The sequence below is a fragment of the Rathayibacter sp. AY1E6 genome (genome assembly GCF_002931115.1).
Classification (GTDB): domain Bacteria; phylum Actinomycetota; class Actinomycetes; order Actinomycetales; family Microbacteriaceae; genus Rathayibacter.
Genome location: NZ_PSVK01000006.1, coordinates 47170 through 59115 on the forward strand (window position 1 = coordinate 47170; position 11946 = coordinate 59115).

Sequence of the window (11946 nt, forward strand, 5' to 3'; positions counted from 1 at the left end):
GCGCGTCGCTCGCATCTGCGGGCGGCGCGTCTGAGGTGCGCGCAGCGGGGTACGGGGACTCCGACAGGAAGGAGGCGCCGTGCGCGCTCTCACCGCCCCGGACGGGACTCCGGAGATCCTCGCGCTGCGCGCCCTCAAGCTCGGCGACCTGCTCGTCGCCGTCCCGGCGCTCAAGGCCCTGCGCCGCGGCTTCCCGGACCACCGGCTGATCATGGCGACCACGCCCTGGCTCGAGCCGATCGTCGACCTGGTCGAGGGCGTGGACGCGCTCGTGCCCACCCTCCGCGGACTCGACGACCCGCTGCCGATGGCCGCCGGCCGGGTCGAGCTCGGCGTGAACCTCCACGGCAACGGCCCGGAGTCGCGGCTGCGGCTGCGCGAGATCGCGCCCGAGCGCACGCTCGAGTTCCGCGTCCCGACGCTGGACCCGGGCGCGGGCCCGGAGGACCCGCGGCCGCTCTGGATCGACGGCGAGCTGGAGCGCGCCCGCTGGGCCCGCCTGGTGAACTCGATCGGTCTCGACGCCGACCCCGAGGACGTCGCGATCGCCGTCCCGGAGGAGCCCGCCTCGGCCCCCGGAGCCGCCGTCGTGCACATCGGGGCCTTCTACGGCTCGCGCGAGTGGCCGGAGGAGCGCTTCGCCGCGGTGGCCCGCTCCCTCACCGCCGAGGGGCACCGCGTCGTCTACACCGGGGGCGCGAACGAGGCCGACCGCGCCCGCCGCGTCGCCGAGCTCGCCGGCACGGGCGAGGTGCTGGCGGGGGAGCTCTCGCTCAGCGGGTTCGCCGCGGTCGTCGCGGCCGCCGAGGTCGTGGTGACCGTCGACACCGGAGCCGCGCACCTCGCCTCCGCGTACGGCGTCCCCTCGGTCGTGATCTTCGGTCCGGCACCGCCCGAGGCCTGGGGCCCTCCGGCCTCGGGGCCGCACGTCGTGCTGACCGACGCCTCCCTCCGCCGCGGCGACGTCTTCTCCGCCGAGCCGGACCCGGCGCTGCTCGCGGTCCAGGTCGACGACGTCCTCGCCGCCCTCTCGTCGCTCCCGTCGCGTGCCGAGGGCCACCTCAGGCGGACTTCAGCCGCGTCGCCGGTCGGACCGGAGTGACCGTGGCCACGCGGGCCCGGGGAGCGCGAGGCTGATGGCTGCGCGAGGGGGCGCCGAGCCGGTCGGCGAGCTGCGCGAGGATCCGCCGCTGCAGGCGCGAGACCTGCATCTGCGTCGTCCCCAGCGCGTCGGCGATCTGCTGCTGGGTCCGCTCCTCGACGAAGCGCATGCGCAGGAGCTCGCGCTGGCCCTCCTCGAGCTCGGCGAGGGCCTCGGCGAGCCCGTGCCGCCGGTCGATCTCGAGCAGCCGCTCGTCCTCGCCGCCGAGGGTGTCGCCCAGGCCGACGCCGCCCTCGCCCACGGTCTCGTCGAGGGAGAGCGGATGCCCCGCGAGGCGCGCGTCGGCCACCTCCGTCGCGTCCACTCCGAGGCGGCGGGCGATCTCCTGGTCGGTGGGGTGACGGCCGAGCTCCTGCGCGAGCTCGTCGGCGACGACGGCGGAGCGGCGGTGCAGCTCCTGCACGCCGCGCGGCGGCCGGATCATCCAGCCGAGGTCGCGGAGGTGGCGCTTGAGCTCGCCGGTGATCGTGGGGACGGCGAACGCGGCGAAGCTGTCGCCGCGCTCGGGAGTGAAGCGGCGGGCGGCCTTCACGAGGCCCACGTAGGCGACCTGGCGCAGATCCGCCCAGTCGCCTCCGCTCCGGGAGACCCGGCGGGCCATGGCCTCGGCCAGGCCCAGGTGGTCGAGCACGATGCGCTCGCGGATGCGCGCGCCCTCGGCGGCCTCCGCGCTCACCGCGGCCTGGAAGAGCGAGAGCGTGCGGGCGTCCTTCTCCTCCCGTGCCGCCTCGGTGAGGGCGCTCGGGCGGTCGGTGCGGGGGTCGAGATCGATCGTGCTCATCAGTGCTCCTTCCGGGCACGCTCGCGCGGAGGCCCGGCGCGGCCTGCGGTGCGGCGCTCGGGCCCTCTCGACGAGAGGCCCGGGGTCAGCGCACCACTGCTCCTGCTCGCTCGGGGAGTCCGTTGACTCGGAGCAGTGCTGTCCGGTAGAAGCAGTCGCCGCGAGGCGCGCACCGTGCCCGGGGCGGAGGCGCCACGGCCCCCGCGATCCCGGGCGCCGCACCGGCTCCCGCCGGTAGGATCGGCCTCGTATGTCTGAGCTCACCCCGCCCCAGGAAAGCGCGCCGGACGCGCACCCGTTCACGACCGCGACCGGGAGCGACGTCCGCGTCCGCTTCTGCCCCTCGCCGACCGGGACCCCGCACGTCGGCCTCATCCGCACCGCCCTGTTCAACTGGGCGTACGCGCGCCACACCGGCGGCACGTTCGTCTTCCGCATCGAGGACACGGACGCCGCCCGCGACAGCGAGGAGAGCGTGGAGCAGATCCTCGACGCGCTGCGCTGGCTGAAGCTCGACTGGGACGAGGGCGTCGGAGTCGGCGGCCCGCACGGCCCGTACCGGCAGTCCGAGCGCACCGATGTCTACCTCGACGTGATCGCGCGCCTGACGGCCTCGGGGCACCTCTACGAGAGCTACTCCACGGCCGAGGAGATCGACGCGCGCAACGAGGCGGCCGGCCGCGCGAAGCAGCACGGGTACGACAACCACGACCGCGATCTCACCGAGGAGGAGCGCGCCGCCTTCCGCGCCGAGGGCCGCGCCCCGGCGCTGCGCCTGCGCGTGCCGGACGCCGACCTGTCCTTCGACGACCTGGTCCGCGGCCCGATCACGTTCCCCGCCGGCTCCTTCAGCGACTTCGTCGTGGTGCGCCCCAACGGCCAGCCGCTCTACACGCTGGTGAACCCGGTCGACGACGCGATCATGCAGATCACCCACGTGCTGCGCGGCGAGGACATCCTCCCCTCGACCGCCCGGCAGATCGCGCTGTACCACGCGCTGATCGACATCGGAGTGACGACCTTCGTCCCGCGCTTCGGGCACCTCCCGTATGTGATGGGCGACGGCAGCAAGAAGCTCTCCAAGCGCGATCCGTCCTCGAACATCTTCCACCACCGCGACCGCGGCTTCATCCCGGAGGGCCTGGTCAACTACCTCGCCCTGCTCGGCTGGTCGCTCACGCACGACCGCGACGTCTTCTCGATCGACGAGATGGTCGCCGCCTTCGACGTCGCCGACGTGAACCCCAATCCGGCCCGCTTCGACCTCAAGAAGGCCGAGTCGATCAACGGCGACCACATCCGCCTCCTGGCCGTCGACGACTTCACCGAGCGGACGATCCCGTACCTCGTGGCGGCCGGAGTGCTCGCGGGCGAGCCGACCGCCGAGCAGCGCGCGGTGCTCGACGCCGCCGCGCCCCTCGTGCAGGAGCGGATCGGCCTGCTCGGGGAGGCCCCCGGCATGCTCGGGTTCCTCTTCACCGCCTCCGACGCGCTCGAGTACGACGAGGACGCGCTGAAGGGCCTGCCCGCGAACGCCGGCGAGGTGCTCGCCGCCTCGATCGGCGCTCTCGAGCTCGTCCCCGCGTCCGAGTGGCTGACGGCCTCGATCCAGGAGGCGCTCGCCTCCGCGCTGATCGAGGGCCTCGGCCTCAAGCCCCGCATCGCCTACGGGCCGCTGCGCACCGCGGTCTCCGGGCGCCGCGTCTCGCCGCCGCTGTTCGAGTCGATGGAGATCCTCGGCAAGCAGGAGTCGATCGCCCGCCTCGACCGCCTGGGCGCTCACCTCGGCGCCTCCCGGCAGGCCTGACCGTGGCGGAGACGGTCGGCGGACGCTACGACGTCGTCGTGATCGGCGGGGGCCCCGCCGGGCTCTCCACCGCGCTCAACCTCGTCCGGGCGCGCCGCAGCGTGCTGCTGCTCGACAGCAACCGCCCGCGGAACGCCGCGACCCTGCACTCGCACGGGTTCCTCACCCGCGACGGCATCTCGCCGCTCGAGCTGCGCCGCCTCGGCCGCGAGGAGTTCGAGCGCTACGAGGCCGCCGAGGTGCACAACGCCCTCGTCACGTCGGTCGAGCGCTCCGGCGGCGAGTTCGTGGTCGGCGCGCGCGGCGTGCGCGGCAGCGCCGACCGCTCCGTCGTCGCCACCGCCGTCGTGGTCGCCGCGGGACTGCTCGAGACGCCGCCCGCGCTCCCCAGCCTGCGCGCCTACTACGGCACCGCCGTGCACAGCTGCATGGAGTGCGACGGCTACGAGAAGGCGGGGGAGGCGCTCGCCCTGATCGGCGAGACCGACGACCTCGCGGAGCGGGCCATGCTCCTCTCGCAGTGGTCGACCGACCTGATCGTCTTCACCAACGGCGTCGGGACGGTGAGCGACGCCGACGAGTCGCTGCTCGCCTCCATCGGCATCCGGGTCGACCGGCGCCCGGTCGCCGACCTCGCCGGGGAGCGCGCCGAGATGACCGGCGTCCGCCTCGTCGACGGCGACGTCGTGCCGCGCACCGGCGCGTTCGTCCGCCCCGTCTGGACGCCCGCGCTGGACTACCTGGACGCGGCCGGCCCCGACCGCGACGCCGACGGCTTCCTCCGCGTCGACGCCGGTGGCCGCACGTCCGTCCCCGGCCTCTACGCCGCCGGCGAGGTCACCCCTCCCGGCCCGCAGCAGCTGATCGTCGCCGCCGGATCGGGCGCCCAGGTCGCCTCCGCGATCAACCGCGACCTCGTCCGCGCCCGCCTCGGCGAGGCCGCCCCGGAGTCCGAGGGCAGCGTCGTCCGCGGCTCGATTTGAGCGGGATGCCCGCGTAGGGTACTGTCGTCTCTCGGCGCTCGGGTCTCGATCCGGTCGCCGCCTGGTCCCGGGATCACCTTCGGATGACCATTGGGGTATGGTGTAATTGGCAACACGGCTGATTCTGGTTCAGTTGTTCTTGGTTCGAGTCCAGGTACCCCAGCACTGCTCTCCTCCGCGGCACTCCGCGCGACGCCCTCGTTCGTGGCGTCCTTCTCCGGGCCCGCCCCCTCGTGATCCGCTCTCGGCGGCGTCCGCAGTATCCCCCCTCCGGCCGACGCGGCCGTCCGAGGCGCTGTGACACGATGGAACCTGTACGTCTCTCAGGTACCCGCGTCGCGCGGGTCGGACGAAAGGTCGCCCGCCCATGGAACCGGATCTCCTCTGGATCGTCCTCGCCGGAGTCGCCGTCGGCGCACTCCTGCTGATCGCCCTCATCGGCTTCTTCCTCTTCCGCGCCTGGTACCAGGTGCCGCAGGCCGACGAGGCGATCGTGATCGTCGGGAAGAAGCAGAAGGGCGAGGACGGCCTCACCTCGAACATGACCGTCATCACCGGCGGCGGCGCGTTCGTGAACAAGCTGACCCAGCGGTCCGACCGCATCTCGCTGCGCTCCCGCCAGATCAAGATGGAGCCGGTCGCGCAGACCAAGAACGGCGTGACCATCCACCTCGCGGGCGTCGCCCTGGTCAAGATCGGGTCCACGGCTGACCAGGTCCGCGCCGCCGCCGAGCGCTTCGCGTCGCAGGACCAGTCCATCGACGTCTTCACGACCGAGCAGCTCGAGGGCGCCCTCCGCGGCGTCGTCGCGAAGCTCAGCGTCGAGGAGGTCATGCAGGACCGGCAGAAGCTGGGAGACGAGATCGCCGAGGGCATCAAGGGCGACCTGCTCGCCCAGGGCCTCGTCCTCGACTCCTTCGCCATCCAGGGCGTCACCGACCGCAACGGCTACATCGAGGCGCTCGGAGCGCAGGAGATCGAGCGCGTCCGCCGCGAGGCCGACGTCGCGCGGATCAACGCGGCCCGCGAGGTCAAGGCTCGCCAGCTGGCCACGGACGAGGCGAACCTGATCGAGCAGACCGCCTACGACAAGAACACCGCCGCCGCGAAGTCCGAGGTCGGCCGCGCCAACGCCGAGGCCGAGCAGGCCGAGAACCTGGCCCGCGCCGAGCGCGAGCAGGCCGTCCTCGTGCAGCGCGCCGAGAACCGGCAGGCCGAGCTCGACGCCGACGTCAAGCGCGTCGCGGACGCCGAGAAGTACCGCCGTCAGACCGAGGCCGACGCCGACGCCTACGGACGCGAGAAGAAGGCCGAGACGGACCGCCAGGTCGCGCAGCAGGTCTCGGACGCCGAGGCGTACGCCGTCCAGCGCCAGGCGGAGGCGCGCCAGGCGTCCGCCGCCGCCGAGGCCGCCGCCGTGAGCGCCCGCGCCGAGGCCGAGGCCCACGCACTGCGGGCCAAGGCGGGCGCAGAGGCCGAGGCGCTGCGCGCGAACGCGACCGCCGAGGCGGAGGCCATCCGCGCGAAGGGCGAGGCGAGCGCGGCGGCCATCGCGGCCGAGGCGGAGGCGCTCCGCGAGAATCAGGAGGCGATCCTGGGTCGCGAGCTCATCGGGCAGCTGCCCTCGCTCATGGCCGAGTTCGCGAAGGGCTACCAGAACGTCGGCTCGGTGACGCTGATCGGCGGCGACACCGCCGGCACCCACATCGCGCGCGAGCAGGCGGCGGGTCTCGCCGCGACGTTCGACAGCGTCAGGTCGGCGACCGGCGTCGACCTCGGCGCGATCCTCCAGGGCCAGGCCTTCGGCCGGGGGATGGCGACCGGCGGCACCGTCGTTCCGACCGGCGCGTCGGTGGCGACCGGATCGGGTGACGCCCCGCGTCCGTCCGGCACCGGCGACCCGACCGCCGTCGCCTCCACGAGCTGACCGCAGGGTCCCGCTGATTTCCGGCGGTTCCACCACCGCCGCCGTGCTCGTCGGTGGGCACCCGTCGGCGTCCGCCCTCGAGCACGGCGTGCGGCGTTCTGCGCGACCGGGTCGTGCCCCTGCCCGGCGTCGAGCGGCCCCGCTCAGACCAGCGGCTTGCGCATCTGCAGGGACGTCGTCTCGTAGCCGAGCGACTCGTACAGAGCCCGCGCGGCGGTGTTGAAGCCGAACAGGTTCAGCGCGAGGGCGGAGCCGCCCTGGGAGCGGACGTGCGACTCCGCGAGCAGCATCGCCGCCCGGCCGAGGCCGCGGCCGCGCTCGGCGGCGTCGATCTGCACGTCCCAGACGTACCCGACGCCCTCGAGTCCGCTCGGGTGCGGGCCGAGCCAGAGCGACCCGACCGCGCGGCCGTCCTCGGAGACGAGGAGCACGTCGTGCCCGGCGGCGGGGGAGCCGCCCGGGAAGTACTTCTCGTACGAGGCGTCGGCGTTGCGCGTCGCGGCCGCCTCGTCGTCGCCCGCGAGCATCCGGTCCTCGATGTACGCCGAGCGCTGCACCCGCATCCAGATGGCGAGAGCGGCGGCGGGCATCGGCTCGAGCGTGACGGTCATCCCCTCACGATCCCACTCCTCGCCCGCCTCCCGCGATCGATCCGTCGCGAACGGCCCGCACGGGATCCGCGGACGGGCCGCTCGCGACGGATCGCCGCCGGCCCGGATCAGTCCGGGGTCCGCTCCGCGTGCTTCCGCTTCCCCAGGCGGGTGGCGAGGAACAGCAGCGTCCCCACGACCACGTAGCCCGCTGTCGCCAGCCAGACCACGCCCGTCTGCTGCGTCAGCAGCACCACGCTCGCGATGGTCGCGAGCACCGGCACCACGCGCGGCACGGAGTAGTGGGCGTGGTCGACGCGGTCCTTCTTCAGCACCAGCACCGAGACGTTCGCCGCGATGAACACCAGCAGGAGCAGCAGCACCGTCGTCTCGGCGAGGGTGCCGACGTCGCCGATGAGGCTGAGCAGCATCGTCACTCCGCCGACGACCACGATCGACACCCACGGCGTGCGGCGGCCCGGCAGCACCTTCCCGAAGGCGCTCGGCAGCAGCCCGGAGGTGGCGAGCCCGAAGCCGACCCGCGACGCCATCACCATGAACAGCAGAGCGCCGTTCGCGATGGCGACGAGCGCGATCAGGCCGAACAGCCACGGCGGCACCGCCACTCCGCTCGCCGCGACCACGTCCAGCAGGGGACCGCTGGAGGCCGCGAGCTCGTCGTTCGGCAGCACGATCACGGCGCCGAGCGCGATCAGGAGGTAGACCACGGCGGCGGTGATCAGCGCACCGAAGAGGGCCCGCGGGTAGACCTTCGAGGGGTTCCGCACCTCCTCGGCCATGTTCGCCGCGGCCTCGAATCCGAGGAACGAGAAGAAGGCGACGATCGAGGCGGCGAACGCCCCCTGCAGCGGAGCGACGTCGGGGTTGAACTCGAGCACGCGGGAGGCGTCGCCGTCGCCGGAGCCGAAGAAGACCGCGGCGCAGACGATGACGATGACCAGTCCGCTCACCTCGATCACCGAGGCGACCAGGTTCGCGGTCAGCGACTCCTTCACACCGCGCAGGTTCACCAGGGTGAGGATCGCGATGAAGACGATCGCGGTCGGGATCGGCGGCACGTCCAGCAGAGCCCCGAGGTAGTCGCCCGCGAACGCGTTCGCCAGGGAGGCCGCCGTCGTGATGCCGGACGCCATCATCAGGAAGCCGATCAGGAACGAGAGGTACGGCTTCCCGAATGCGCGGTCCACGTAGCGCGCCGCCCCTCCGGCGTGCGGGTACTTGGTGATCAGCTCGGCGTACGTGCCCGCCGTGAGCAGGGCGACGACCAGCGCGATCAGCAGCGGCAGCCAGATCACGCCGCCCACGTCCTCGGCCATCGTGCCGACCAGGGTGTAGATGCCGGCGCCGAGCGTGTCGCCCACGATGAAGGCGAACAGCAGCGGCCCGGTGATCACCCGCTTGAGCGACGCCTTCCCGGGAGCGGTCTCGGCGGTGTCCGTCGTGTCGGTCATCCGGACACTTCACCGAAGCGGAGGGTCCGAGCGCAAGCCTCGCCGCCCGATCGCTGCGAGATTTCTCATCATCGCGACCCGTGTGGCAGGGGCCCGGGCGGCGAGGACTCCCACAGCGCGCGGATCCCGGGACTCGGGCGATCGGCCGCATCAGAGGGAGCGGACCCGGTGCGCACAGGGTGAACAGGGGGCGACCCGCGCGTGCCGCCGCGCGCCCGCACTGGGTAGGCTGGAGCGCTTCGTCGTGAGTGGAGCGGTCGCGGAGGAATCATGGGCAAGAAGCGCAACCAGGGACGATCCGGAGGCGGTCAGGGCGGGGCCGGCGGTCAGGGCGGCGGCCGCACGGCCGAGACCGCGCTGATGGTGCGGTTCCGCAGCTGGTACCGCTCGCACCTCGCCGAGGTGGGCATGCAGCACGAGCACCTCGAGGCCGACGAGGCCGTCGAGGTGCTGACCGACCTCTTCGCGATGACCCGCGACCTGCGCCCGCGCGGCTCCTTCGCCCAGCCCGACGCCGAGCTGCTCGAGGCCGTCTTCGACCAGATCGAGGCCGACCTGTCGGGGGAGGAGAGCGAGGCCGACCTCGACGACACCCTCTTCACCGTCGCCGAGGTCGTCGAGCACTTCCTCGACTTCCTCACCGACGAGGACCTCTGGACCGGCACCGACGAGGAGCTGGACGAGTGCCAGGCCGTCCTCGACGAGGTCCTCGACCTCGCCGGCTCCTTCGTGGAGGCCGTGCTCGACGACCTCGCCGAGCTCGACGAGGTCCCGGCCGAGGAGCAGCTCTCCGCCGTGCGCGCCACCGCTCTCGTGCACGCCGCCGACGTCGTGGTCGAGCACCTCGCCGCCGACGACGGCGCGACCCTCACCGAGCGGGCCGCCCGCGAGATCGCGGTCGAGGCGGGCATCTCCTCCGCGGGATCCACCCCGAGCGACGACTCCGTGCGCATCCCGGTCTCGGCCTGGTGGGACGCGCTGGTCGGCTCCGCCGTGCTCGAGCAGGAGGGATCCGCCGCAGGTCTCGGCGAGGCCGCCGTGCTCTGGCGCAGCTCCGACGCGCACGAGGCCGCCGCCGAGCGCGTCGCCTACGTCGCCCGCTTCCTCGAGCAGTGGATCCTCAGCGCCCAGACCGCGCTGGCGGCCGCCGACACCGAGGACGGCGCCTTCTCCCCGGAGGAGCGCGCGGTCACCACCACCGATGCCGTACTGGTCCGCATCGCCGTCGCCTGCCAGGCCGAGATCCACCCGGGCCTGGTCGTCGGCGAGCTGGTCGACGAGCTGGCCGCCGACTCCGGAGTCTCGCTCGACGAGGCCCTCGACGAGCGCGAGCGCATGGTCGGCACGGCCGAGCGGATGCTCGACGACACCGCCGAGCTCGGCCTGCTGCTGCACTCGCCCGAGTTCGGCTACGCCGTGCCGGAGGGCCTGGCGCCCGTCCTCGCCTCCGTCGTCCGCGCGACGGTCGTCCTCCTCGGCGAGCGCGAGGCCACCCGCCTCGAGATCCTCGACGAGGCGACCCAGGACACGGCGACGGCCTACGCGCTCCACGTCGCCCTGCTCGGGACCAAGCCCGTCGTCTGGCGACGCCTCGAGCTCTCCTCCGAGTCGTCGCTGCGCGATCTGCACCTCGCGCTCCAGCTCTCGCTGGGCTGGACCGACGCGCAGCCGCACTACTTCAGCGTCGGCGTGCCCGACGAGGAGCAGGCTCCGATCGGCTCGCCGTCCGACGCGGAGGAGTTCGGCGCCGACCTCGTGGACGAGGCGGGCGTCGCGCTCGCCGAGGTGCTCGAGCAGGAGCAGGACGAGCTCTTCTACGTCTACGACCTCGAGGACGAGTGGCGCCACGTGATCCGCCTGGAGTCGATCGCGCCGCTGTCGTCGGCTCTGCCGCGCTGCACGGGCGCGCGCGGCGCGGCTCCGCTCGACGTGCCGGGAGGCCCCGCGGCCTGGGCCGATACGGTGCGGGCGGCGACGGACCCGTCCTCGGCCGACCACGCGGAGGCGCTCGAGGCTCTCGGCCTCGCCGCCGGAGCCTCGTTCGATCCGGCCGCGGTCGACGTCGACGGCATCAACCGCTCGCTCGGACTCCTGCGCTCCGCCGTCTGACGCCCCGCCGGAGGGCATCACCGGCGGAGGCCCCCGCTCCCGCTCACCGCGGGCGGCGGGGGCCTCCTCCGGTGCGGGGCGTCACGGGGTGAGCAGCAGCTTGCCGATGTGTCCGGAGGAGCGCATCACGTCGTGCGCCCGCTCGGCCTCGGCGAGCGGGACCACCTCGTCCACCACCGGGCGCACCGTCCCGGCGGCGACCAGCGGCCAGACCTCCGCGCGCACCTGCGCGACGATCGCGCGCCGCTCCTCCAGGGGCCGGGCGCGGAGGGTCGTGGCGTGCACCGCCCCGCGCTTGCGCATCAGCACCCCGAGGTCGAGCGAGCCCAGCGCACCGGACTGGTTGCCGATGAACACCACGCGCCCGCCCACGGCCAGCGCCTCCAGGTCTCGGGCCAGGTAGTCGCCGCCGACGGGGTCGAGGATCACGTCGACGCCGCGCCCGCCGGTCGCCTCGCGGATCCGCTCGACGAAGTCCTCCTCGTGGTAGTCGATCAGGACGTCGGCCCCGAGCGCGCGGCACGCCTCGAGCTTGCGGGCGCTGCCGGCCGTGACGGCGACGCGGGCGCCGAGGGCGGCGGCGATCTGGATGCCCGTGGTCCCGATCCCGCTCCCGCCGCCGTGGAGGAGGACGGTGTCGCCGGATCCGAGCCCGGCCACCATCACGAGGTTCGACCAGACGGTGGACGTCGTCTCCGGGAGGGCGGCGGCCGAGACGAGGCCGACGCCGTCCGGCACCGGCAGCACCAGGCCCGCGTCGACCGCGACGTACTCCGCGTAGCCGCCGCCGGAGAGCAGCGCGCAGACCTCGTCGCCCTCCGCGAACCCGGTCGCGTCCTCGCCGAGCGCGACGACCGTGCCGGACACCTCCATGCCGAGGATCTCGGAGGCGCCGGGCGGCGGCGGGTAGACCCCGCCGCGCTGGCCGAGGTCGGCGCGGTTGACGCCGGCGGCCGCCACGCGGACGAGGACCTCGCCGGGTCCGGGGGAGGGCGTCGGCACCTCCTCCAGCACGAGTCGGGAGTCGGGGCCGGGGTTCTCGATGCGGATCGCCTGCATGAGGGGGATGCTACGCCGCGGGCCTCGGCGCTCGCGGTGCTCCCGTCCGGCGAGGG

General features: G+C 73.8%; 9 protein-coding genes and 1 tRNA gene. 6 read left to right on the top strand and 4 right to left on the bottom strand.

Translation table 11 applies throughout. The features are described 5' to 3' along the window. The first annotated feature begins 79 nt into the window (after positions 1 to 79). The gene (locus tag C5C46_RS07635) at positions 80 to 1102 is read left to right on the top strand and encodes a glycosyltransferase family 9 protein (protein WP_104226265.1); all 1023 of its coding nucleotides are present in this window, start codon (positions 80 to 82) and stop codon (positions 1100 to 1102) included. Here C5C46_RS07635 and C5C46_RS07640 read toward each other — a convergent pair. Further along, positions 1062 to 1943, bottom strand: coding sequence for a sigma-70 family RNA polymerase sigma factor (locus C5C46_RS07640; RefSeq protein WP_104226266.1), 882 nt, complete (start codon positions 1941 to 1943; stop codon positions 1062 to 1064). The two genes, C5C46_RS07635 and C5C46_RS07640, sit on opposite strands and share 41 nt — an antisense overlap. Positions 1944 to 2193: 250 nt before the next feature. Here C5C46_RS07640 and gltX point away from each other — a divergent pair, with 250 nt between their 5' ends. The 4 genes from gltX to C5C46_RS07660 all read left to right on the top strand — a co-directional run bounded on the left by gltX (position 2194) and on the right by C5C46_RS07660 (position 6660). Then, entirely contained in the window at positions 2194 to 3750 is a 1557-nt protein-coding gene (gene gltX, locus C5C46_RS07645; protein WP_104226267.1) for a glutamate--tRNA ligase, read from the top strand. A 2-nt stretch (positions 3751 to 3752) separates the two neighbouring features. Further along, entirely contained in the window at positions 3753 to 4733 is a 981-nt protein-coding gene (locus tag C5C46_RS07650) for an NAD(P)/FAD-dependent oxidoreductase (RefSeq protein WP_104276156.1), read from the top strand. A gap of 91 nt (positions 4734 to 4824) precedes the next feature. After that, a tRNA-Gln gene (locus C5C46_RS07655) sits at positions 4825 to 4896 on the top strand. A 204-nt stretch (positions 4897 to 5100) separates the two neighbouring features. Next, entirely contained in the window at positions 5101 to 6660 is a 1560-nt protein-coding gene (locus tag C5C46_RS07660) for an SPFH domain-containing protein (RefSeq protein ID WP_104226268.1), read from the top strand. A 143-nt stretch (positions 6661 to 6803) separates the two neighbouring features. On the opposite strand, the gene C5C46_RS07665 is transcribed toward C5C46_RS07660, so the two are convergent. Together C5C46_RS07665 and C5C46_RS07670 are read right to left on the bottom strand one after the other, a co-directional pair. After that, positions 6804 to 7271, bottom strand: a complete 468-nt coding sequence (locus C5C46_RS07665; protein WP_104226269.1) for an N-acetyltransferase — start codon at positions 7269 to 7271, stop codon at positions 6804 to 6806. A 107-nt stretch (positions 7272 to 7378) separates the two neighbouring features. Continuing rightward, positions 7379 to 8722 (bottom strand): APC family permease, encoded by a 1344-nt coding sequence (locus C5C46_RS07670; RefSeq protein WP_104226270.1) that lies wholly within the window; start codon positions 8720 to 8722, stop codon positions 7379 to 7381. A gap of 270 nt (positions 8723 to 8992) precedes the next feature. Between C5C46_RS07670 and C5C46_RS07675 the strand changes: the two genes are divergently transcribed. Then, positions 8993 to 10831, top strand: coding sequence for a plasmid pRiA4b ORF-3 family protein (locus tag C5C46_RS07675; protein ID WP_104226271.1), 1839 nt, complete (start codon positions 8993 to 8995; stop codon positions 10829 to 10831). Positions 10832 to 10912: 81 nt separating this feature from the next. Here C5C46_RS07675 and C5C46_RS07680 read toward each other — a convergent pair whose 3' ends face one another. Continuing rightward, positions 10913 to 11890 (bottom strand): NAD(P)H-quinone oxidoreductase, encoded by a 978-nt coding sequence (locus C5C46_RS07680; protein ID WP_104226272.1) that lies wholly within the window; start codon positions 11888 to 11890, stop codon positions 10913 to 10915. Positions 11891 to 11946 lie beyond the last annotated feature (56 nt).